This window comes from Pseudomonas ceruminis, assembly GCF_021602025.1.
GTDB classification, from domain to species: Bacteria; Pseudomonadota; Gammaproteobacteria; order Pseudomonadales; family Pseudomonadaceae; genus Aquipseudomonas; species Aquipseudomonas ceruminis.
Genome location: NZ_BQHW01000010.1, coordinates 137,811 through 159,016, shown reverse-complemented (window position 1 = coordinate 159,016; position 21,206 = coordinate 137,811). Strand labels below are relative to the sequence as shown.

21 protein-coding genes are annotated in these 21,206 nt (G+C 62.4%); 10 read left to right on the top strand and 11 right to left on the bottom strand.

Features of this window, described 5'->3' with window-relative positions; genetic code table 11:
• Positions 1–30 precede the first annotated feature (30 nt).
• On the top strand, positions 31–930 hold the full coding sequence (locus tag L6D80_RS14325; protein ID WP_054900592.1) for a LysR family transcriptional regulator: 900 nt from the start codon (positions 31–33) through the stop codon (positions 928–930).
• A 95-nt stretch (positions 931–1,025) separates the two neighbouring features.
• Here L6D80_RS14325 and L6D80_RS14320 read toward each other — a convergent pair whose 3' ends face one another.
• Both L6D80_RS14320 and L6D80_RS14315 read right to left on the bottom strand, forming a co-directional pair.
• Positions 1,026–2,276, bottom strand: a complete 1,251-nt coding sequence (locus tag L6D80_RS14320) for a ribonucleotide-diphosphate reductase subunit beta (RefSeq protein WP_176512641.1) — start codon at positions 2,274–2,276, stop codon at positions 1,026–1,028.
• A 779-nt stretch (positions 2,277–3,055) separates the two neighbouring features.
• Entirely contained in the window at positions 3,056–5,935 is a 2,880-nt protein-coding gene (locus L6D80_RS14315; protein ID WP_176512640.1) for a ribonucleoside-diphosphate reductase subunit alpha, read from the bottom strand.
• Between the two features lie 724 nt (positions 5,936–6,659).
• Between L6D80_RS14315 and L6D80_RS14310 the strand changes: the two genes are divergently transcribed.
• Together L6D80_RS14310 and L6D80_RS14305 are read left to right on the top strand one after the other, a co-directional pair.
• Positions 6,660–7,358, top strand: coding sequence for a response regulator (locus L6D80_RS14310; RefSeq protein ID WP_054900589.1), 699 nt, complete (start codon positions 6,660–6,662; stop codon positions 7,356–7,358).
• On the top strand, positions 7,355–8,962 hold the full coding sequence (locus L6D80_RS14305) for an ATP-binding protein (RefSeq protein WP_054900588.1): 1,608 nt from the start codon (positions 7,355–7,357) through the stop codon (positions 8,960–8,962). The genes L6D80_RS14310 and L6D80_RS14305 overlap by 4 nt, the downstream gene beginning before the upstream one ends.
• 3 nt (positions 8,963–8,965) lie before the next feature.
• Here L6D80_RS14305 and L6D80_RS14300 read toward each other — a convergent pair whose 3' ends face one another.
• A complete protein-coding gene (locus L6D80_RS14300; protein WP_054900587.1) occupies positions 8,966–9,667 on the bottom strand; it encodes a 4'-phosphopantetheinyl transferase family protein in 702 nt (233 codons plus the stop codon).
• 67 nt (positions 9,668–9,734) lie between these two features.
• Entirely contained in the window at positions 9,735–10,526 is a 792-nt protein-coding gene (locus tag L6D80_RS14295; RefSeq protein ID WP_054900586.1) for a dienelactone hydrolase family protein, read from the bottom strand.
• Between the two features lie 131 nt (positions 10,527–10,657).
• Between L6D80_RS14295 and L6D80_RS14290 the strand changes: the two genes are divergently transcribed.
• The 4 genes from L6D80_RS14290 (at position 10,658) to L6D80_RS14275 (ending at position 15,088) form a co-directional block, all read left to right on the top strand.
• Positions 10,658–11,263 (top strand): outer membrane beta-barrel protein, encoded by a 606-nt coding sequence (locus L6D80_RS14290; RefSeq protein ID WP_054900585.1) that lies wholly within the window; start codon positions 10,658–10,660, stop codon positions 11,261–11,263.
• A 116-nt stretch (positions 11,264–11,379) separates the two neighbouring features.
• Complete coding sequence (locus L6D80_RS14285; RefSeq protein WP_054900584.1) at positions 11,380–12,057, top strand: response regulator; 678 nt, start codon at positions 11,380–11,382, stop codon at positions 12,055–12,057.
• Positions 12,054–13,400 (top strand): ATP-binding protein, encoded by a 1,347-nt coding sequence (locus tag L6D80_RS14280; protein ID WP_176512639.1) that lies wholly within the window; start codon positions 12,054–12,056, stop codon positions 13,398–13,400. Before L6D80_RS14285 ends, L6D80_RS14280 begins: the two co-directional genes overlap by 4 nt.
• A gap of 365 nt (positions 13,401–13,765) precedes the next feature.
• Complete coding sequence (locus L6D80_RS14275) at positions 13,766–15,088, top strand: dicarboxylate/amino acid:cation symporter (protein WP_054900582.1); 1,323 nt, start codon at positions 13,766–13,768, stop codon at positions 15,086–15,088.
• Between the two features lie 223 nt (positions 15,089–15,311).
• Here the strand turns inward: L6D80_RS14275 and L6D80_RS14270 are convergent, their stop codons facing one another.
• Both L6D80_RS14270 and L6D80_RS14265 read right to left on the bottom strand, forming a co-directional pair.
• Positions 15,312–15,806 carry a SprT family zinc-dependent metalloprotease gene (locus L6D80_RS14270; protein ID WP_054900581.1) on the bottom strand — a complete coding sequence of 165 codons (495 nt, stop codon included), beginning with the start codon at positions 15,804–15,806 and terminating at the stop codon, positions 15,312–15,314.
• A gap of 131 nt (positions 15,807–15,937) precedes the next feature.
• Complete coding sequence (locus tag L6D80_RS14265) at positions 15,938–16,537, bottom strand: Yip1 family protein (RefSeq protein ID WP_054900580.1); 600 nt, start codon at positions 16,535–16,537, stop codon at positions 15,938–15,940.
• Positions 16,538–16,820: 283 nt separating this feature from the next.
• Here L6D80_RS14265 and ttcA point away from each other — a divergent pair, with 283 nt between their 5' ends.
• Together ttcA and L6D80_RS14255 are read left to right on the top strand one after the other, a co-directional pair.
• Positions 16,821–17,645 carry a tRNA 2-thiocytidine(32) synthetase TtcA gene (gene ttcA, locus L6D80_RS14260; protein ID WP_054900579.1) on the top strand — a complete coding sequence of 275 codons (825 nt, stop codon included), beginning with the start codon at positions 16,821–16,823 and terminating at the stop codon, positions 17,643–17,645.
• 3 nt (positions 17,646–17,648) lie between these two features.
• Positions 17,649–18,320 (top strand): DNA-3-methyladenine glycosylase I, encoded by a 672-nt coding sequence (locus tag L6D80_RS14255; protein ID WP_176512638.1) that lies wholly within the window; start codon positions 17,649–17,651, stop codon positions 18,318–18,320.
• 36 nt (positions 18,321–18,356) lie between these two features.
• Here L6D80_RS14255 and L6D80_RS14250 read toward each other — a convergent pair whose 3' ends face one another.
• From L6D80_RS14250 to arsC, 3 genes are read right to left on the bottom strand one after another with little or no spacing between them, the layout of a single operon-like run.
• Positions 18,357–18,770, bottom strand: coding sequence for a DUF2069 domain-containing protein (locus L6D80_RS14250; RefSeq protein ID WP_176512637.1), 414 nt, complete (start codon positions 18,768–18,770; stop codon positions 18,357–18,359).
• A complete protein-coding gene (wrbA, locus tag L6D80_RS14245) occupies positions 18,763–19,368 on the bottom strand; it encodes an NAD(P)H:quinone oxidoreductase (protein ID WP_054900576.1) in 606 nt (201 codons plus the stop codon). Before wrbA ends, L6D80_RS14250 begins: the two co-directional genes overlap by 8 nt.
• Complete coding sequence (arsC, locus tag L6D80_RS14240; protein ID WP_176512636.1) at positions 19,365–19,718, bottom strand: arsenate reductase (glutaredoxin); 354 nt, start codon at positions 19,716–19,718, stop codon at positions 19,365–19,367. The genes wrbA and arsC overlap by 4 nt, the downstream gene beginning before the upstream one ends.
• Before the next feature lie 85 nt (positions 19,719–19,803).
• Between arsC and L6D80_RS14235 the strand changes: the two genes are divergently transcribed.
• The gene (locus tag L6D80_RS14235) at positions 19,804–20,268 is read left to right on the top strand and encodes a TlpA disulfide reductase family protein (RefSeq protein ID WP_054900574.1); all 465 of its coding nucleotides are present in this window, start codon (positions 19,804–19,806) and stop codon (positions 20,266–20,268) included.
• A gap of 81 nt (positions 20,269–20,349) precedes the next feature.
• Here L6D80_RS14235 and L6D80_RS14230 read toward each other — a convergent pair whose 3' ends face one another.
• Both L6D80_RS14230 and L6D80_RS14225 read right to left on the bottom strand, forming a co-directional pair.
• On the bottom strand, positions 20,350–20,754 hold the full coding sequence (locus tag L6D80_RS14230; RefSeq protein WP_054900573.1) for an META domain-containing protein: 405 nt from the start codon (positions 20,752–20,754) through the stop codon (positions 20,350–20,352).
• Positions 20,751–21,188, bottom strand: a complete 438-nt coding sequence (locus tag L6D80_RS14225; RefSeq protein WP_054900572.1) for a hypothetical protein — start codon at positions 21,186–21,188, stop codon at positions 20,751–20,753. Before L6D80_RS14225 ends, L6D80_RS14230 begins: the two co-directional genes overlap by 4 nt.
• Between the last annotated feature and the right edge of the window lie 18 nt (positions 21,189–21,206).

Below are 21,206 nucleotides of genomic sequence, written 5' to 3'. Positions count from 1 at the left end.
TCCCGCCATCCTCGAGGCCCAGGAGCCGGCATGGACCAGATTCACCTGATGAAGGTATTTGTCGCCGTTGGCGAGCTGGAAAGCTTCGCTGCCGCCGCCCGCCGCCTGGACATCTCGCCGGCCGCCGTCACCCGTGCCGTCAGCGCTCTCGAAGACCAGCTCGGGGTCAAGCTGCTGCTGCGCACCACCCGCAGTGTACGCGTGACCGAGGCCGGCAGCCGCTATCTGGAAGACTCCCGACACATCCTTGCCAGCATCAGCGAGGCCAACGAAGCCGCCGCCGGCATCAACGCCACGCCCAAGGGGGAGTTGGCGGTGACCGCGCCCATCCTGTTCGGCAAAAAGTTCGTCATGCCCTGCATCGTGCGGTACCTGCAGCAGTACCCCGAGGTGGACGTGTCGGCCTACTTCCTGGACCGTATCGTCAACATGGTGGAAGAGGGCATGGACGTGGCCGTGCGCATCGGCCCGTTGCCCGATTCCGGCCTCAAGGCCCTGCGCGTGGGCAAGGTGCGGCGCATGCTCTGCGCTTCGCCGCAGTACCTGGCGCGCCACGGCGTGCCGCAGCACCCCGCGGACTTGCCCGATCATGCAGTGATCGCCACCACCAACCTGTCGCCTCGTGCCGGCTGGCGCTTCGGTGTGACCGACCAGCCGACGATGGTGCGCATGCAGCCCAGGCTGACTGTGACCAGTAACGACGGCGCGATCGCCGCGGCAGTAGGTGGCCTCGGAATCGCCCGGCTGTTGTCGTACCAGGTGGTTGATGAGATCGCCAGCGGGCAACTGCAGGTGATCCTCGCCGAATATGAGGAAGCGCCCTGGCCGATTCATGTGTTGCACCGCGAGAGCAAGTACGGCTCGGCCAAGGTGCGCGCATTCGTTGACATGCTGGCTGAGCATTTGCGGGGGCAGGCGCACTTGGCCTGAGTGTTGAGCTGAATCTGTAGGAGTGGATTTATCCGCGAAGTGTCAGTAGCCCCGCATTGCACGGGGCTATTTAGGCGCTAGAAGTTTGCTCCGCCTCAATCCCAGCTCAGTGCCCCACCTGTCTGATACTCGATCACTCGCGTCTCAAAGAAGTTCTTCTCCTTCTTCAAGTCCATGATCTCGCTCATCCACGGGAACGGGTTGGTGGTCCCTGGGTACTCTTCCTTCAGGCCGATCTGGGTCAGGCGGCGGTTGGCGATGAACTTGAGGTAGTCCTCCATCATCGCCGCGTTCATGCCCAGCACCCCGCGTGGCATGGTGTCACGGGCGTATTCGATCTCCAGCTGGGTCCCTTGCAGGATCATCTGGGTCGCTTCTTCCTTCATCGCGGCATCCCACAGGTGTGGGTTCTCGATCTTGATCTGGTTGATCACGTCGATACCGAAGTTCAGGTGCATCGACTCGTCACGCAGGATGTACTGGAACTGCTCGGCAACGCCGGTCATCTTGTTGCGGCGGCCCATGGACAGGATCTGGGTGAAGCCGCAGTAGAAGAAGATGCCTTCGAGTACGCAGTAGTAGGCAATCAGGTTGCGCAGCAGCTCTTTGTCGGTTTCGACCGTGCCAGTGTTGAACTCCGGGTCGGAGATGGCGCGGGTGTACTTCAGGCCCCAGGCGGCTTTCTTCGCGACCGACGGGATCTCGTGGTACATGTTGAAGATCTCGCCTTCATCCATGCCCAGCGACTCGATGCAGTACTGGTAGGCGTGGGTGTGGATCGCCTCTTCGAACGCCTGGCGCAGGATGTACTGGCGGCACTCGGGGTTGGTGATCAGGCGGTACACGGCCAGGGCCAGGTTGTTGGCTACCAGCGAGTCGGCAGTGGAGAAGAAGCCGAGGTTGCGCATCACGATACGGCGCTCGTCTTCGGTCAGGCCGTCCTGGCTCTTCCACAGGGCGATGTCGGCGGTCATGTTGACCTCTTGCGGCATCCAGTGGTTGGCGCAGCCGTCGAGGTACTTTTGCCAGGCCCAGTCGTACTTGAACGGTACCAGCTGGTTGAGGTCGGCGCGGCAGTTGATCATGCGCTTTTCGTCCACCGCGACGCGGGCCGAAGAGCCTTCCAGTTCAGCCAGGCCTTCAGCGATGTCGAGGGCGTCGAGCGCAGCCTTGGCGCGCTTCACGGCGTCGGAGTCGGACGCGGTGGCGGCACGGGCTTCCAGGGCGGCGGCACCGCCAGCGCTGTCGAGCTTGTCGAGGGTGGCGGCGGCGGTGGCCTGCGCAGGGGTGTTGCCTTTGGCGGCTACTTCGCCGTCTTCCTTGTCGAATTCGTCCCAGCTCAGCATGGTTTGGCTCCTGCTTGAGGGTCGCCCTGGGGCAACCGGTTGGATGTTAAGAATGTGATGCCTGACGCAAGGCCGTAACGGCGAATGGACAGCGCGAGAGGCTGACTCTCGTTTACATCTGAATGTGTTCTGGCTTGTACCTGGCCAGGCCTCTGAGAGGGGCCAGGACAATTGAATGGTGCGCTTTTCAGAGGGCGCAAAGTATACCGGAATTCACCTTCGATCGGGGCGCATGTCGTGCCGGCGAGGGTAACTTTTTCGACCGGTTTTGCGTGCGTCCGTTCACGAATCGGGTGTCGTCCTGTATGGGGGAAGAGTGTAGCGCCAACCTATATGTTGTGCCAGTTTAAATTTCAAGGCACATCATATGGTGTTTTTGAAGGTTGCATGCTAGCGGTGCCGGGCTCCTTGCCAGCAAGCCAGTGCCCACAGGTATCGCGCTTGGCTGGAGGGCGGTCCAGTACCTGTGGGGCCGGCTTGCGGATGATCAGGCCCGGTCAGGCAAGCAGTGTCTGTGAGGGGCATGCAGCGTTTCGACAATGTGTGTCTTAGGGTGTTTGCGTGCCTGTTCAACCGAGGTGAAACGGCCGGTTTCAGCATTGCGGCCAATCTTGCGAGTTGCCACTTTTTTCCGCGCCATGGGCTTGCGTCCTTTTTTGAGAGGTCCTGTTCTTTTACCGAGCCGTGTGAGCGGTGGGCAAAGGGCAAGGTTTCTCTAAGGCGCGGATACAAAAAAGCCGCACGGGGCACCCATAGGCACCCCGTGCGGCATTCAGGCCTTACTGGCAGGCTTCGCAGTCAGGCTCGTCGATCGCGCAGGCTTTCGGCACTGGCGCCGGGCCAGCGGCCTGGACCGGGGCGCTGTCGCCACCGCTGGACACGGCGTTGAGCTTGCCGGTGTTGATGGTCGACTTCTCGGTGCTGGTCGCGGCCAGGGCACGGAGGTAGTAGGTGGTTTTCAGGCCACGGTACCAGGCCATGCGGTAGGTCACGTCCAATTTCTTGCCCGACGCGCCGGCGATGTACAGGTTCAGCGACTGGGCCTGGTCGATCCACTTCTGGCGACGGGAGGCGGCATCGACGATCCACTTGGTCTCGACTTCGAACGCGGTGGCGTACAGGTCTTTCAGCTCTTGCGGGATACGCTCGATCTGCTGTACCGAACCGTCGTAGTACTTCAGGTCGTTGATCATCACCGAGTCCCACAGGCCGCGGGCCTTCAGGTCACGGACCAGGTACGGGTTGATCACGGTGAACTCGCCCGACAGGTTCGATTTCACGTACAGGTTCTGGTAGGTCGGCTCGATGGACTGCGACACGCCGGTGATGTTGGCGATGGTCGCGGTTGGCGCGATGGCCATGATGTTCGAGTTACGAATACCTTTTTGTACGCGAGCCCGCACCGGCGCCCAGTCCAGGGTTTCTTCCAGGTTGACGTCGATGTACTTCTGGCCACGGGCTTCGATCAGGATCTGTTGCGAATCCAGCGGCAGGATGCCCTTGGACCACAGCGAACCCTGGAAGGTCTCGTAGGCGCCACGTTCGTCGGCCAGGTCGCAGGACGCCTGGATAGCGAAGTAGCTGACGGCTTCCATGGACTTGTCGGCGAACTCGACGGCCGCATCGGAGCCATACGGGATGTGCTGAAGGTACAGCGCATCCTGGAAGCCCATGATGCCCAGCCCGACCGGGCGGTGCTTGAAGTTCGAGTTACGGGCTTGCGGCACCGAGTAGTAGTTGATGTCGATCACGTTGTCGAGCATGCGCACGGCGGTGTTCACGGTGCGTTGCAGCTTGGCGGTGTCCAGCTTGCCATCGACGATGTGGTTCGGCAGGTTGATCGAGCCCAGGTTGCAGACCGCGATCTCGTCCTTGTTGGTGTTCAGGGTGATCTCGGTGCACAGGTTGGAGCTGTGGACCACGCCCACGTGCTGCTGCGGCGAACGCAGGTTGCACGGGTCCTTGAAGGTCAGCCATGGGTGGCCGGTCTCGAACAGCATCGACAGCATCTTGCGCCACAGGTCTTTGGCCTGGATGGTCTTGAACACCTTGATCTTGTTGTACTCGGTCAGGGCTTCGTAGTACTCGTAGCGCTCTTCGAAGGCCTTGCCGGTCAGGTCGTGCAGGTCCGGCACTTCCGACGGCGAGAACAGGGTCCACTTGCCGTCATCGAAGACGCGCTTCATGAACAGGTCAGGGATCCAGTTGGCGGTGTTCATGTCGTGGGTACGACGGCGGTCATCACCGGTGTTCTTGCGCAGCTCGATGAATTCTTCGATGTCCAGGTGCCAGGTTTCCAGGTAGGCGCAGACAGCACCTTTGCGCTTGCCACCCTGGTTGACGGCGACGGCGGTGTCGTTGACCACTTTCAGGAACGGCACGACGCCCTGGGATTTACCGTTGGTGCCTTTGATGTACGAGCCCAATGCACGCACCGGGGTCCAGTCGTTGCCCAGGCCACCGGCGAATTTCGACAACATGGCGTTATCGTGGATCGCGTGGTAGATACCCGACAGATCGTCCGGCACGGTAGTCAGGTAGCAGCTCGACAGCTGCGGGCGCAGGGTGCCGGCGTTGAACAGGGTCGGGGTCGAGGCCATGTAGTCGAAGGACGACAACAGGTTGTAGAACTCGATCGCACGGGCTTCCTTGTCTTTCTCTTCCAGCGCCAGGCCCATGGCCACACGCATGAAGAACACCTGCGGCAGCTCGAAGCGCACGCCATCCTTGTGGATAAAGTAACGGTCGTACAGGGTTTGCAGGCCCAGGTAGGTGAATTGCTGGTCGCGCTCGTGGTCGATCGCCTTGCCCAGCTTCTCCAGGTCGAAGTCGGCCAGGGCTGGGTTCAGCAATTCGAACTCGACGCCCTTGGCGACATAGGCCGGCAGGGCCTTGGCGTACAGGTCGGCCATCTCGTGGTGGGTGGCGCTGTCGGCAACGTTCAGGAAGCCCAGGCCTTCGGCGCGCAGGGTGTCCATCAGCAGGCGGGCGGTGACGAACGAGTAGTTCGGCTCACGCTCGACCAGGGTACGGGCGGTCATCACCAGGGCGGTATTGACGTCCTTGATGGCCACGCCGTCGTACAGGTTTTTGAGGGTTTCGCGCTGGATCAGGTCGCCGTCGACTTCGGCCAGGCCTTCGCAGGCCTCGCTGATGATGGTGTTCAAGCGGGCCATGTCCAGCGGCGCCAGGCTGCCGTCGACCAGGGTGATGCGGATGCTTGGGTGCGGCTCGACCACGGCATCGGAGTTGGCACGGGTGGCGCGCTCTTTTGCGCGCTGGTCGCGGTAGATCACATAGTCGCGGGCGACTTTCTGCTCGCCGGCACGCATCAGGGCCAGTTCGACCTGGTCCTGGATTTCTTCGATGTGGATGGTGCCACCCGATGGCATGCGACGCTTGAACGTGGCGGTGACCTGCTCGGTCAGGCGCGCGACGGTGTCGTGGATGCGCGACGAGGCGGCGGCGGTGCCACCTTCAACTGCGAGGAACGCCTTGGTGATGGCCACGGTGATCTTGTCGTCGGTGTAGGGGACGACAGTGCCGTTACGCTTGATCACGCGCAGTTGGCCTGGGGCGGTGGCTGCCAGATCCTGGTTGGAATCGGCGGCCTGCGGCGCCAACGCCTGCGGGTTCTCGCGAGTTGTGTCGGTTTGCATGGGTGGGTGTCTCCACTGTTTCTATTGTTCAGGCGCCTTTTGGGCGCCCACCGTTCCGTCCACTTGCTCGATTGGCCCGGGCGGGGATGCGTCATGCGTGCGCATCCGCCCGCTCGGGCGTACCGACTTCGGGACAGACTCAGGAATAAGGGCAATAACCTGCCGCTCCCTGGCCGAAGTCAAAGATTCTGGGCTTACGCCCAAAAACTGTTGCTGATGAGTGCCTGGCAATGCCTGCAACACTCATACCCGAACAATGCCCAGGAGGGCTTGCCTCGGTCGCCTCCGCAGGAGCGGTTTGGCTGCTGAAATCACCGGAAGTTCAGCCAGAAAAATCGCTTGAATTTGACTGCTGACTTGTGATTGTGATTTTGCGCGAAACCCAATATCTAGTGGTTCGCTGCGATGGGGATACAAGATAATGCGGTATTGGGGGCTTTGCAAGGCGAGCGCCTGTGGATAAGTTGTGCGTACTTTGTGTGTGAAGAGTGGGTATTCGCTGTAGGCCTTGTGCCAAGTGGTTTGCAGTATTTTTCGGCTGCTCGCTGCCCCACGGCAGATTTTTCAGGGCGCGAACCCTAGCACAAAAAACGGTTCAGTCCAGGGCCTTTTCGGGTCAGGTTGGCAGCGTCCGGTGCGGGACGTAGTATCCGGGGGCAATGTTGCCTTTTGGTGAAGGGCAAACGTTACGGGCAAAGCAAAAACTACAATCAAAGGCAACGCCATGGACCAACCCTTACCCCGCATCCTGATTGTCGAGGACGACCAGCGCCTGGCCGAGCTCACGGCCGAATACCTGCAGGCCAACGGTTTCGAAGTGTCGGTCGAGGGCGATGGTGGCCGCGCCGCACGGCGTATCGTCGACAGCCAGCCAGACATGGTGATCCTCGACCTCATGCTGCCCGGCGAAGATGGCCTGAGCATTTGCCGTCGCGTGCGCGGCCAATATGCTGGCCCGATCCTCATGCTGACCGCCCGCAGCGATGAACTTGACCAGGTTCAGGGCCTGGACCTGGGCGCTGACGACTATGTGTGCAAGCCGGTGCGGCCGCGCCTGTTGTTGGCGCGTATCCAGGCCCTGCTGAGGCGTAGCGAGCCGGCAGAAGGCAAGCGCAGCGACCTGGTGTTCGGCGCGCTGCGCATCGACAACCGCCTGCGCGAAGCCTGGCTCGGCGAACAGCCGATCGAGCTGACCGGTGCCGAGTTCGACCTGCTTTGGCTGCTGGCCAGCAACGCCGGGCGGGTGCTGTCACGCGAGCAGATCTTCACCGCCCTGCGCGGGGTCGGTTACGACGGCCAGGACCGCTCCATCGATGTGCGTATCTCCAGGATCCGCCCCAAGATCGGCGATGATCCCGTCCACCCACGGCTGATAAAGACCCTGCGCAGCAAGGGTTACCTGTTCGTCGGCGACGCGCCATGAACAACTCGATCTTTCTGCGCATTTACGGCGGTATGCTCGCTGTGCTGGTGCTGGTGGCCCTGCTGGGGGTGCTCAGCCTGCACCTGACCAACCAGGTGCGCGCCGCCCAGCACCGCGAGCGCCTGGCCCAAGGCACGTTCAGCCTGATGGCCGACAACCTGGCCCAACAGAACGACACCGAACGCAAGCGCTCCCTGGTGATGTGGGAGCGCCTGCTAGGTGTACCGCTGGGCTTGCAACCCATGTCGGCGCGCACCCTTGACGGCGGCCAGCGGGCACGTTTGTACCGAGGCCTGGTAGTGGTGGAGAAAACCGGGCCACATGCCGCCCAGGTGTTGCGCAAGGTCGGCCAGCAAGACCTGTTGCTGGTCGCCGAGGTCAAACAAGTCAGCGAACAACTGGCTCGGGCCACCCTTTATTTACTGATCGACGAACTGGTGCGCTACCCGGTGGCCGACCAGCAGCAGCGCCTGGCGCAATTGAAGCAAAGCAAGGGGTTCGGTTTTGGCGTCGCACTGCAACGCCTGGAGCGGGTCAGCCTGGACGATGACCAGCGGCGGCGGGTAGAGGAGGGTGACACCGTCATGGCGCTGGGCAAGGACGGCGATTCGATCCGCGTGTTCGCCGGCTTGCCGGGCTCACCTTGGGTGCTGGAGATCGGCCCGCTGCATCAGCTCAACCCCTACCCACCGCAGTTGCTGATACTCATCGCGTTCCTTGGCCTGTGCCTGATCGGCCTGGTGGTCTACCTGCTGGTGCGTCAGTTGGAGCGGCGTGTGTCGGGCCTGGAAATCGCCGCCACGCGTATTGCTCAGGGCAGCCTGGAAACCCGTGTGCCGGCAGGCGACGCCGACTCGGTGGGGCGCCTGGCGGCGGCGTTCAATGGCATGGCCGAGCACCTGCAGCGCTCGCTCAGCATGCAGCGCGAACTGGTTAGAGCGGTGTCCCACGAACTGCGTACCCCGGTGGCACGGTTGCGCTTTGGCCTGGAAATGATCGAAAGCGCGCCGACCGAGCAGGCCCGCGCCAAGCACCTGGCGGGCATGGACGGTGATATCCAGGACTTGGACAAGCTGGTGGACGAGATGCTGACCTATGCCCGGCTGGAGCAAGGCGCGCCTGCGCTGCAGTTTCAGCGGGTCGACCTGGATGCCCTGCTGGCCCGGGTGATCGCAGAGCTGGCGCCGCTCAATACCCAGGTCAGGCTGGTGCGCGGCGATTGCCAGGTGCAGGACGCCGACGGCGCCTGGGTAGAAGCCGAGCCACGTTACCTGCACCGGGCCTTGCAGAACCTGGTCAGCAATGCCTTGCGTCATGCCGTGTCCGAGGTGCGTCTGAGCTACCAGCTTGGCCAGCAGCGCTGTCGCATCGATGTCGAGGACGACGGGCCGGGTATTCCCGAAGGCTACTGGGACCGTATCTTTACGCCTTTCACCCGCCTGGACGACAGTCGCACCCGCGCGTCTGGCGGGCATGGCCTGGGCCTGTCGATCGTGCGCAGGATCATCTACTGGCATGCCGGCCGGGCCATGGTGGGCCGCAGCGAAACGCTGGGCGGTGCTTGTTTCAGCCTGAGCTGGCCCCGCGAGCAGGCGCCCCTGTAAGGCTCAGGCGCTGACCAGGCTGAGCAGTTGACCGTCTTGCACGCAGAATTGGCCTTGCAGTTCGGCACCGTGGCGCCACTCGGGCGAAAGGTCGATGAGCAGGCGTAGGCGTGCCAGGCCATCGGCCGACCACTGCAGCACCTCGGCGTGCTCGAAATAGAAGCGCTGGTGGGTCAGGGGGTAGAGCGTCTTGAACAGGCTTTCTTTCAGCGAGAAGGCCAGGGTGACTCCCAGGCCTGGCTGGCCGCGGTCCAGGCGCTCAAGCTCCGGCGGTGTGAGAATTTCGCCCATCAGGCGCTCAGCGCGCTCGTCCGTAAGCAGCGCTTCCTGATCCAGGCCCAGGCCAGGGCAGTCGCCTTCGGTCGCAACCACGGCCGCCGCCCAGCCTTTGCCGTGGGTGATGGAACCGCGAATGCCTGCGGGCCAGATGGGGGAGCGATCATCGTGAGTGCCGGGTACATAGTCGCGGCCATCCAGGCGTTGCAGGGCTGCACGGGCGCAGATACGCCCCGCCAGGTACTCGGCTTGGCGTTTGGCTACCGAACGCTGCAGGCTGGCACTGGGCACGATGCCGGCACGCTGGAAATCGTCGGCAGCCAGCAGGGCCGGGTCGAAGGCGCAACTGACCAGTACCGCGCCGGGGAGGGGGCGGGGCAGCGGCCAGTGATGCTTGAGCGGGGCGCAGCAGGAAGGCAATCTGTTCATGGCGGCTATTGTGCCAGCCAAATGTGGCTGTGTGGGAGGTGGGGCCGCGGCGTGGCCCCACAACGTTCTACTTGAACACTTTCTTGAAGAACGCCTGCATGTCCGCCCACGAGCTTTCATCTGCCGCCTTGTTATAACCGATGTCCGGGCCGCCGTGCTCGCCGTGGCTCAAACGGTCGGCGTCCGGGTTGGTAAAGCCATGCTTGGCCCCGGCAATGCTGATGAACTGGTAGTTGACCTTGGCCGCGTCCATTTCCGCCTTGAACGCTGCCACCTGTTCTGGGGTGACCATGCTGTCAGCGGCGCCGTGCTCGACCAGTATGTCGGCCCGAACCACGCCAGGCTTGGCTGGTGTCTGGGTCGCCAACGCACCATGGAAGCTCACCACGCCGTCCAGCTTCTCACCACGCCGGGCTGCATCGAGCACCACCTTGCCGCCGAAGCAGTAACCGACGGCGCCCAGTTGGTGCTTATTGACGTTCGGCTGTTTTTTCAGCAGGTCCAGGCCTGCGTCGAACCGCTTGGCCGCGCCAGCCGGGTCCTTCATCGCTTCGGCCATGAATGCCTGGGCATCCTGCGGATGCTCGGTGTGCTTGCCGTCGCCGTACATGTCGATGGCCAGCGCCTTGTAGCCCAGGGCCGCGAGGTCGCGGGCGCGACGCTTGGCATAGTCGTTCAGCCCCCACCATTCATGCACCACGACAATGCCCGGGCGTTTGCCCTCCAGCGCATCGTCATAGGCGTAGTAGCCGACAAAGCGTTTGCCGTCGGCATCCTGGTAGGGGATATCGCGGGTCACTACTGCCGCCTGGGCAAGAGCGGCGCTGCACATCAGGGTCAGAGCCAGCAGGGCACGCATGTTCACTACTCCTTGTTTTGGCAAACGAATCGTTCAGCCGAGGTTCAGGCCGGGTTCAGGCGCGGTTCAGGGCACCCTGCTTACTCTAGCTTCCAGACAGAAACAGCGCATTCAACAGGAGTGACCAAGCCATGAAAACCTTCAATACCCTGCTTGCCGCCATGGCCGTCTGTGCCGCTGGCATTACCACTGCCCAGGCCGCTGACGACAACTTTGCCAGCCTCACCTACGGCCAGACCAGCGACAAGGTGCGCAAGTCCGGCCTGCTGCAGCGCAATACCGACAACCTGAACGCCGACGGCATCATTGGCAAGGACAATACCTGGGGCGTGCGCCTGGGTAAGATCAACGACCAGGGCCGCTACTACATGACCTACGATAACGTCTCCGGCGACCACAGCGGCCTCAAGCTGCGCCAGGAGAACCTGCTGGGCAGCTATGACCTGTTCCTGCCCGTAGGGGATACCACCAAACTGTTCGGCGGTGGCAGCCTGGGCATGACCAAGCTGACCCAGGATTCGCCGGGCGCCAGCCGCGATACCGATTATGGTTACGCCGTGGGCCTGCAGGCCGGTGTGATCCAGGAAATTACCGACAAGGCCTCGGTGGAGTTGGGCTACCGTTACCTGCGCACCAATGCTGCCACCGAAGTGGGTGAAAGCGGTGGGCCGAAAGATGGCACCCTGCGCCTGACCAGCAGTGCACAGACTTACCTTTCGGCGAACTACAAGTTCTGAGGACACGCGGTATTCTGTGCCAGCCTCTTCGCGGCTAAACCGCTCCCATCACTCCCTGTGGGCGCCGGCGTGCCGCAGAGGAGGCCGGCACAGGTATCACAACTAAGGAGAACCGAATGAAACTGCTGGTGGTCGAGGACGAAGCCCTGCTAAGGCACCACCTCTACACGCGCCTGGGCGAAAGCGGCCATGTGATCGAAGCTGTGGCCGATGCCGAGGAAGCGCTGTACCAAGCTGAGCAATTCCACTTCGACCTGGCTGTGATCGACCTGGGCCTGCCGGGTATCAGCGGCCTGGAACTGATCGGCCGCCTGCGCAGCCAGGGCAAGACCTTTCCCATTCTTATCCTCACCGCTCGCGGCAACTGGCAGGACAAGGTCGAAGGCCTGGCCGCCGGTGCCGACGACTACCTGGTCAAACCCTTCCAGTTCGAAGAGCTCGAAGCACGCCTCAATGCGCTGCTGCGCCGCTCCAGCGGCTTCACCCAGTCGACCATCGCCGCAGGCCCCCTGGTACTGGACCTCAACCGCAAGCAGGCGACCCTGGATGAGCAGCCGCTGGCACTGACGGCCTACGAGTACCGCATCCTCGAATACCTCATGCGCCATCACCAGCAGGTCGTGGCCAAAGACCGCCTGATGGAGCAGCTCTACCCCGGCGACGAGGAGCGCGACCCCAACGTCATCGAAGTGCTGGTCGGTCGCCTGCGGCGCAAGCTCGAGGGCGAACATGCCTTCAAACCGATCGACACGGTGCGCGGGCTTGGCTACCTGTTCACCGAGCGCTGCCGATGATCCGTTCGCTGCGGGTGCGCCTGATGCTCGCGGCGGCGGTGCTGGCGGTGCTGTTCATGTTGGCGCTGCTGCCCGCATTGCAGAAGGCTTTCAGCCTGGCCCTGCAGGAATCGATCGAGCAACGGCTGGCCTCGGATGTGACCACACTGATTTCCGCGGCGCGTATCGAGCATGGCCAGTTGCAGATGCCCGCGTTGTTGCCGGACGAGCGCTACAACCTGCCCTATACCGGTTTGCTCGGCTATATCTTCGACCGCGAGGGCAAGCTGGTCTGGCGGTCGCGGGCCACGACCGACCAGAACATCAATTACCAGCCGCGTTATGACGGGCGCGGCAACGAATTCGCCCGTATCCACCAGGCCGACGGTGAAGAATTCTTCGTCTATGACGTCGAGATCAAGCTGCTCGGCGGTCAAAGCGCTGCCTATAGCATCGTTGCCCTGCAGCCGGTGCGTGAGTACAGGCAAACCCTCGATGGGCTGCGTGAAAAACTCTACCTGGGGTTTGGCGCGGCCTTGTTGGCCTTGTTGGTGTTGCTCTGGGCTGGCCTGACCTGGGGGCTACGCTCACTGCGGCGGCTGAGCCACGAGCTGGATGAGGTGGAGGCCGGCGCGCGGGACGGGTTGAGCGCGGAGCACCCGCGTGAATTGCTGCGATTGACCGGCTCGCTCAACCGTCTGCTGCGTAGCGAGCGTGAACAGCGCCAGCGTTACCGCGACTCACTGGGCGACCTGGCGCACAGCCTGAAGACCCCGTTGGCGGTGCTGCAGGGGGTGGGTGAAAGCATGCAGCAGCGCGCCACTGAGCGTGAGCAGGCGCGCGTGCTGCAGAGCCAGATCGAGCGCATGAGCCAGCAGATCGACTACCAGTTGCAACGTGCCAGCCTGCGCAAGAGCGGCCTGGTGCGCCACAGCGTGCAACTGCGGCCCGTGCTTGAGAGCTTGTGCAGCACCCTGGCCAAGGTCTACCGCGAAAAGCGTGTCGAGGTGCTGCTGGAGGTGCCTGAGCAGGCCCAGGTACCCATGGAGCAGGGGGCATTGCTGGAGCTGCTCGGCAACCTGCTGGAAAACGCCTATCGGCTGAGCCTGGGGCAAGTGCGTGTCAGCCTGCTCGAAGCCCCCGGTGCGTTGACCTTGTGCGTCGAAGATGACGGGCCCGGTGTGCCGGCCGATCAGCGTGAGCGGATTCTGGAACGCGGTGAGCGGCTCGACCGCCAGCACCCAGGGCAGGGGATTGGCCTTGCGGTGGTCAAGGATATCGTCGACAGCTACGACGCCGAGTTGAGCCTCGATGATTCTCCATTGGGCGGTGCGGCGTTCAAGATCAGCTTTCACCTTGAATGACAGCTAGGCGGTAGTGGCTTCCTTGAGCCACTGCTACCTCTCTCGAAGCGGGCCTGCCCTAGGACGGGGGCCCCTGCACATCGGGCGGATTCCCGCCATGCACCCTGTTCAAAATCCGCCACCGGGCGGAAACCCGCCATCTCCTCTGCACAAAATCGCCCCGTCGTTGGGCATCAAGCCCTAGTGGTTACTGCTTTTGCACCCTTCATGGGCATTTTGGCATTGCCCTTGCTATCTCACTGGCAGAGGCCTGCCCAGGCAGCTCGAACACAACGACAAATCCCTCCGGGTGCAGGAGGGTTAGCGATTCAGGTGCCCCGACACCCTGGGAAGGGTGAAGCCGGCACACTTGAGGAAAATTAGCCATGACGACACGTCAGCCGCTGTACAAATCCCTGTATGTCCAGGTGTTGGTCGCCATCACCATCGGCATTCTGCTTGGCCACTTCTATCCAGAAACGGGCGTCGCCCTCAAACCGTTGGGTGATGGTTTCGTCAAACTGATCAAGATGGTCATCGCGCCCATCATCTTCTGCACCGTGGTCAGCGGCATCGCCGGTATGCAGAACATGAAGTCGGTCGGCAAGACCGGCGGCTACGCGCTTCTGTACTTCGAAATCGTTTCCACCATCGCCCTGATCATTGGCCTCGTGGTCGTCAACGTGGTCAAGCCGGGCGCTGGCATGCATATCGACGTCAGCACCCTGAACGCCAGCAGCGTGGCCGCCTACGCCGCCGCCGGCGCGCAGCAGACCACTGTCGGCTTCCTGCTCAATGTCATCCCCAACACCGTGGTCGGCGCCTTCGCCAACGGCGACATCCTGCAAGTGCTGATGTTCTCGGTGCTGTTCGGCTTCGCCCTGCACCGCCTGGGCAGCTACGGCAAGCCGGTACTGGACCTGATCGATCGCTTCGCCCATGTGATGTTCAACATCATCAACATGATCATGAAGCTGGCGCCGATCGGTGCCTTCGGTGCCATGGCCTTCACCATTGGCCAGTACGGCGTTGGTTCGCTGGTACAGCTGGGTTACCTGATGGCCTGCTTCTACATCACCTGCCTGCTGTTCGTGCTGGTGGTGCTGGGCGGCATCTGCCGTGCCCACGGCTTCAGCGTCCTCAAGCTGATCCGCTACATCCGTGAGGAGCTGCTGATCGTGCTGGGCACTTCCTCCTCGGAGTCGGCCCTGCCACGCATGCTGGCCAAGATGGAGCGCCTGGGCGCCAAGAAGTCGGTAGTTGGCCTGGTGATCCCGACGGGTTATTCCTTCAACCTGGACGGTACCTCGATCTACCTGACCATGGCTGCGGTGTTCATCGCCCAGGCCACCGACACCACCATGGATATCACTCACCAGATTACCCTGCTGCTGGTACTGCTGGTGGCCTCCAAGGGTGCTGCCGGTGTAACCGGTTCGGGCTTCATCGTCCTGGCTGCCACGCTCTCGGCGGTCGGCCACCTGCCGGTGGCCGGCCTGGCGCTGATCCTGGGTATTGACCGCTTCATGTCCGAAGCCCGCGCCCTGACCAACCTGGTCGGTAACGCCGTGGCCACCGTGGTGGTGGCCAAGTGGGTCAAGGAAATGGACAACGACAAGCTGGCGTCGGAACTGGCTTCCGGTGGTGCGCCACTGGTTGATACCCGTCCGACTGACGACCTGGGCGTTGCTGAAGGCCCGGCTCGTTGAGGCTGATGCAATAAATGAAGAAGGCGACCCTCGAGTCGCCTTTTTTGTGCCTGTATGGCCCTGTCGCCGGCGAAGCCGGTACCAGCCACCGCATTGCCTGTTCGCGGGGCAAGCCCGCTTGGATCACTCTGGCAGTTCGCTCATCGTTCAGTACTGGCTTGCTGCTTGATCGCTGTTTCGGGCGGCGCGGGTCGTCATCCAGGCGTGCCGCCGACGGGGCCGATCACTCAACCCGCGTCTCGCCGCTGTACACCAATATCTCCCGGCACCGCCGACACAGATACCGCCGCCCCTGGTGCACCAACCTGTGCCGCTGTGCAGTGAACGGGAAATCACTCTCCGGGCACGGGCAGCGGTAGATATACCGGGTCACCACCCGTCGCTGCACTTCATAGTTGTGGCAACGCTTGGGTGGCAACTCGTAGACCCCGCGCATGATCAACTGCCATTCCTCGCCATGGGCCTGGATTCGGTCGCCGAACACTTGGTGGGCAACCAAGTGGGCCACCTCGTGGGCCACCGTCTGGCGCAGGAAGTCTTCCTGGTTTTCGCGGTACAGCTGCAGGTTGAAGCGCAGCAGGTTCTCGTGCAGGTGGGCGACGCCCGCCTTCTGACCGCGCAACTTGAAACTGACGTCCGGGCGGGGGAAGGGGCGTTTGAAAAAGACTTCGGCTTGCTGGTAACAGGTTTCGACGCGTTGTTTGAGCAGCTCGGGCATGGCGTGGTAATTCTCCTGACCGGGCATTATGCCGCAAGCAATGGCCGGTTGCGGAGCCACCGGTCAGCACAGAGTCAGAAGCCGCCTTGCGGCGGCCTCTGGTTTGATGCCCCAGTGTTGGTAACAGTGTCTCAATTGGTATAGATGGGCCCCACGCCCAATCCCCAGATGATCACGGTGGCAGCCATGATCGCTACCAGTACCACCAGGCCTACTGCCAGCACTGAGCTGGAGAACAGGAAACCTTCATCCGAAGGGATATTCATGAACGTCGGTAATCCGACATACAGCAAGTAGACGGTGTAGCAAATGGCAGCCGTACCTACCAGCATGCCAAGCCAGAGGTGTGGGTAGAGTGCCGCCAGGCCGCCAAGGAACAGCGGCGTGGCGGTATAGGTGGCAAAGGCTATGCATTGCGCCATGGACGGGTTGGCGTCGTAGGTGCGGGCCATCCAGTGGATGAACGCCCCCATCACCGCCACCCCGGCCAGCATCGCCAGGTAAGACATGATGCTCATCCATAACGCGCTTTCCATGGTCAGCATCACTGCCGGCCGCCCGCCGATCACCCAGCCCACCTGGGTCGTGCCGATAAACGCGGAAATGGCAGGGATCGCCGCCAGGATCAGAGTATGCGTGAGGTACATGTGGCTGATGCTTTCTTCTTCGCCCCGAATCTCTCGCCATTCCTGGTCGGGATGGGTAAACAGCCCCACAACGTGATGAATCATGCCGGTCACTCCTATCGTCGTTGCCAAACGCCCCCCAGATGGAGCGCCAGCGGCCCGAGGCCAGGACACCGATACAAGCGGCAATGTGGCCTTATGTCGCAGTATAGGAAGCGGTTCCCCGCACAAACCCGGCTTTTTAGAGCAAATTGCGCTGTCGCCAGCGCTACTGATTACCTTGAAGTCTTTATCGGATATGGCCCCTAATATCGGCCAAGCCCTACAGCGGCGAGCGGTTTGTGCGTAAAATAGCCGCCTTTTGTCACACCTCGCGGATCCAAGCGCTATGGGCACCCTTTCGGTCAACCAGAACAAACTGCAAAAACGCCTGCGTCGTCTCGCCGGCGAAGCCATCACCGACTACAACATGATCGAGGATGGCGACAAGGTCATGGTCTGCCTGTCCGGCGGCAAGGACAGCTACACCATGCTCGACGTTCTGTTGCACCTGCAGAAGGTGGCACCGATCAAGTTCGAGATCGTCGCGGTGAACATGGACCAGAAGCAACCGGGCTTCCCCGAGCATGTGCTGCCGGCCTACCTCAAGGAACTGGGCGTCGAGTACCACATCGTCGAGAAGGACACCTATTCGGTGGTCAAGGAGCTGGTCCCCGAGGGCAAGACCACTTGTTCGCTGTGCTCGCGCCTGCGCCGTGGCACGCTGTACACCTTCGCCGATGAAATCGGTGCGACCAAGATGGCCCTGGGGCACCACCGCGACGACATCGTCGAAACCTTCTTCCTCAATATGTTCTTCAATGGCTCGCTCAAGGGCATGCCACCCAAGCTGCGTGCCGACGATGGCCGCAACGTGGTGATCCGCCCGCTGGCGTACTGCAGCGAGAAGGACATCCAGGCCTACTCGGACATGAAGGAATTCCCGATCATCCCGTGCAACCTCTGCGGTTCGCAGGAGAACCTGCAGCGTCAGGTGGTCAAGGACATGCTGGTGGAGTGGGAGCGCAAGCACCCAGGCCGTACCGAGAGCATCTTCCGTGCCCTGCAGAACGTGGCGCCGTCGCAGTTGGCCGACCGCAACCTGTTCGACTTCACCAGCCTGAAGATCGACCAGAGCGCTACGCCGCGTTTTCTTGATGTGCTGAACATCTGACCCATGCGTGATTACCAATGGCTGCATGAGTACTGCCTGAACCGCTTCGGCTCGGCCCAGGCCCTGGAAGCCTTCCTGCCGCAGCCGCGTACGTCGGCTCAGTTGCGCGACATCAGCAATGATCGCTACCTGTCCACCTTGGCCCTGCGCGTATTCCGCGCTGGGCTCAAGCACAGCCTGGTAGACGCCAAATGGCCGGCCTTCGAGCAGGTGTTCTTTGGTTTCGACCCGGAAAAGGTAGTGCTGATGGGCGCCGAGCATCTGGAGCGGCTGATGCAGGATGAGCGCATCATCCGCCACCTGGGCAAGCTCAAGAGCGTGCCGCGCAATGCACAGATGATCCTCGATGTGGCGAAGGAGCGGGGCAGTTTTGGTGCATTCATCGCCGACTGGCCTGTGACCGATATCGTCGGGTTGTGGAAGTACCTGGCCAAGCATGGCAACCAGCTGGGTGGGTTGTCAGCGCCGCGCTTTCTGCGGATGGTCGGCAAGGACACGTTCATCCCTACCGACGACATGGCCGCCGCGTTGATTGCCCAGAAGGTGATCGACAAGCAGCCGACCAGCCAGCGCGACCTGGCGTTGGTGCAGCAGGCGTTCAACCAGTGGCATGAAGAAAGCGGGCGCCCGCTGTGCCAGTTGTCGGTGATGCTGGCGCACACCGTCAATCATTGACCCCAGGCCGCCTTCGCGGGTTTACCCGCGAAGAACTCAGCGCCCTTCGCCGGCCAGGCGTCGCTCATGCTGGAACTTCCAGCGCACAAACAACAGCCCACTGACGAACAACCCCAGGCTCACCACCACCTCAACCCAGCCGAAAAACGCCCGCGCCGGGTCAAACGCTGCCAGCACCCCTTTGATGAAATAGATATTCACCACAAAGCATGTCCAGGCGTGCGCGCGGGCGCTGCCCAGCCACATGCCCGGCAGCAGCAACAGCAGGGGTACCAGCTCGATCGCCAGGATCACCTGGACCCGTGCGCCATGCAGGTTGGCGAACCACAGGTTGTTCACCACCAGCAGCGCGATCAGGCCGAAGAAGAACGCCAGGCTCAAGGCCCGAGTCAGGCGCAGGCGCGGTGCCAGCCAGTGCAGTGACGGTAACACCTTGGGCTTTTTAGCCACGCGCGGACTCCAAGGCCAGGGCAGTGGTTGCCAGGCGTTGGCCAAGGGCACGACACAGAGTGATTTCGTGTTGGTCGAGCTCACGCTTGCCGTCCGCACCGGCATGGTGGCTGGCCCCGTAAGGGGTGCCGCCGCCCCGGGTTTCGAGCAATGCCGACTCGCTGTAGGGCAGCCCCATCACCAGCATGCCGTGGTGCATCAGCGGCAACATCATCGACAGCAGGGTTGTCTCCTGGCCGCCATGCAGGCTGGCGGTGGAGGTGAACACCGCGGCTGGCTTGCCGACCAGTTCACCGCCCAGCCACAGGCTGCTGGTACCGTCGAGGAAGTACTTGAGCGGCGCGGCCATGTTGCCGAAGCGGGTCGGGCTGCCCAATACCAGGCCAGCGCAGTGGCGCAGGTCATCGAGGGTGGCATACAGCGCACCGGTGGCCGGGATGTCCGGGGCCACGGCTTCGCACTCGGTGGAAATCGCCGGTACCGTCCGCAGACGCGCTTCCATACCGGCCAGTTCGATGCCGCGGGCAATGTGCCGGGCCATCTCGCTGGTGGAACCGTGACGGCTGTAATACAGCACAAGGATATAGGGTTGGCTCACGGCAGAATCTCCAGCACCTTCTCCGGCGGTCGGCCGATCACCGCCTTGTCGCCGGCCACCAGGATTGGCCGTTCGATCAGCTTGGGGTGCTGCGCCATGGCATCGATCAGTTGCGCATCGGTCAGGGCCGGGTTGGCCAGGTCCAGTGCCTTGTACTCGTCCTCGCCGGTGCGTAGCAACTGGCGCGGGGCAATGCCCAGCTTGTCGAGCAGGGCGTTGAGGGTGTTGGCGTCTGGCGGGGTTTCGAGGTAACGCACGACGGTCGGCGCCAGGCCGCGGCTTTCGAGCAGTTCCAGCGCGCTGCGGGATTTCGAGCAGCGCGGGTTATGATAGAGCGTCAGGTCAGTCATGTCGGGTCGCATCCAGCGGGTTGTGACGGCTATTCTAACCGCAGCGACTGACCCATTTGCTTGAAACTTCGAGAAGGATTGACCCATGGCAAGGCGTTTGGCAGCAGTACTGGCCATCACCGCGAGCCTGTTGCTCGGTGGTTGCGGTGCCGATTATGGCGTGGACCAACACGGTAATACGGTTAAGGCCGAGCAGATCGACGGGCACTGGTTGGTGCTCAACTACTGGGCCGAGTGGTGCGGCCCGTGCCGTACTGAAATCCCGGAATTGAACACAGCGGCCAAGCAGTGGGCGGCCGATGGTATCAGGGTGGTCGGCGTGAACTTCGACGGCTTGCAGGGGCAGGACCTTAAGCAGGCTGCCGATACCTTGGGCATTGGTTTCACCGTGCTGGCCCAGGACCCGGCCGAACGCTACGACCTGCCCCGCAGCGAGGCGCTGCCGGTGACCTACATCATCGATGACAAGGGCAAGGTGCGCGAGCAGTTGCTGGGCGAGCAGACCCTGGAAGGGCTGCAGGCCAAGATCAAAGCCCTCAAGGGCGCTTGACAGGAAACGGTAACCTACAAGCTGCAGGTAAAGACAGAACGGTGCTCGGTCTGCTTTTCCTTGCAGCTTGCAGTTGAGCGTTTAGCCTTCCTCAGGCCAAAAGCGTAGCGGCTTGCCTTCGGCCGGCCAGAAGCGCACTTGCTCGATGGGCGATACATCCCAGCGCTGTACGGTTTCCAGCGCCTGCAAGAAGCGTTTTTCCTGCTCCATCAGCGCTGGCGCACATAGCTTGCGGGTCTTGCCGACCTTGCCGAAGCTCAAACGCTCGCCATCCAAGGTATAGGGCGCAAACCAGTGGTTGCAGCCGGCATTGCCATAGGCGCGGCCATCGCTGGCCAAGGTCAGGGTCAGGTGGCTGTAGTCCATCAACGGGCGTTCGCCGATCCACTCAAGCACATAACTGCGCTCCTGCTGCAGCTTCGACGGTTCGGCGGCGCAGCCGAGCAGGCCGGTGGCAACCAGCACGCCGGTCAACACGTTCTTCACTCGGCGCGCTCCTGGCAACGGGGGCACAGGTGCTTGTCACCGCGGCTGGCCCAGCCCAGTTCAGCGATGCGCGCACTGGCCGCAGGTTGGCGGGCCTTCTTGCCCAGCTTGGCATCGACTGCGAACTCGAAGTCCAGCACCGCGTCGCAGCTGTCGCATTCGGCCTGCCAGTTGAGGATTTCCAGCTCGTTGAACACCGGGCCGCTGGCCACAGCGACCCACTGGCCGCGCGGGTTGATCAGGTGGCGCACGCTTTCGACGCTCAGGCGCATGGCCAGGTCCTTGCTGCCCTTGAGGGTTACCAGCAAGGTATCGCCTTTGTGCATCGAGCCGCCGTTGCCGGTCACTTGGTAGCGCCCCGGCACCAGGGCGCGGCACTCGATCAGGGTGTGTTGCGGATTGAAAAGGGTGTAGCGGAAATCGTGCTCGACCATGGGTCCTCCAGAAATGCC

Coding starts and splice junctions, on each gene's coding strand:
- L6D80_RS14325 (WP_054900592.1), top strand. CDS start 31: ATGGACCAGATTCACCTGATGAAGGTATTTGTCGCCGTTGGCGAGCTG.
- L6D80_RS14320 (WP_176512641.1), bottom strand. CDS start 2,276: ATGCTGAGCTGGGACGAATTCGACAAGGAAGACGGCGAAGTAGCCGCC.
- L6D80_RS14315 (WP_176512640.1), bottom strand. CDS start 5,935: ATGCAAACCGACACAACTCGCGAGAACCCGCAGGCGTTGGCGCCGCAG.
- L6D80_RS14310 (WP_054900589.1), top strand. CDS start 6,660: ATGGACCAACCCTTACCCCGCATCCTGATTGTCGAGGACGACCAGCGC.
- L6D80_RS14305 (WP_054900588.1), top strand. CDS start 7,355: ATGAACAACTCGATCTTTCTGCGCATTTACGGCGGTATGCTCGCTGTG.
- L6D80_RS14300 (WP_054900587.1), bottom strand. CDS start 9,667: ATGAACAGATTGCCTTCCTGCTGCGCCCCGCTCAAGCATCACTGGCCG.
- L6D80_RS14295 (WP_054900586.1), bottom strand. CDS start 10,526: ATGCGTGCCCTGCTGGCTCTGACCCTGATGTGCAGCGCCGCTCTTGCC.
- L6D80_RS14290 (WP_054900585.1), top strand. CDS start 10,658: ATGAAAACCTTCAATACCCTGCTTGCCGCCATGGCCGTCTGTGCCGCT.
- L6D80_RS14285 (WP_054900584.1), top strand. CDS start 11,380: ATGAAACTGCTGGTGGTCGAGGACGAAGCCCTGCTAAGGCACCACCTC.
- L6D80_RS14280 (WP_176512639.1), top strand. CDS start 12,054: ATGATCCGTTCGCTGCGGGTGCGCCTGATGCTCGCGGCGGCGGTGCTG.
- L6D80_RS14275 (WP_054900582.1), top strand. CDS start 13,766: ATGACGACACGTCAGCCGCTGTACAAATCCCTGTATGTCCAGGTGTTG.
- L6D80_RS14270 (WP_054900581.1), bottom strand. CDS start 15,806: ATGCCCGAGCTGCTCAAACAACGCGTCGAAACCTGTTACCAGCAAGCC.
- L6D80_RS14265 (WP_054900580.1), bottom strand. CDS start 16,537: ATGATTCATCACGTTGTGGGGCTGTTTACCCATCCCGACCAGGAATGG.
- ttcA (WP_054900579.1), top strand. CDS start 16,821: ATGGGCACCCTTTCGGTCAACCAGAACAAACTGCAAAAACGCCTGCGT.
- L6D80_RS14255 (WP_176512638.1), top strand. CDS start 17,649: ATGCGTGATTACCAATGGCTGCATGAGTACTGCCTGAACCGCTTCGGC.
- arsC (WP_176512636.1), bottom strand. CDS start 19,718: ATGACTGACCTGACGCTCTATCATAACCCGCGCTGCTCGAAATCCCGC.
- L6D80_RS14235 (WP_054900574.1), top strand. CDS start 19,804: ATGGCAAGGCGTTTGGCAGCAGTACTGGCCATCACCGCGAGCCTGTTG.
- L6D80_RS14225 (WP_054900572.1), bottom strand. CDS start 21,188: ATGGTCGAGCACGATTTCCGCTACACCCTTTTCAATCCGCAACACACC.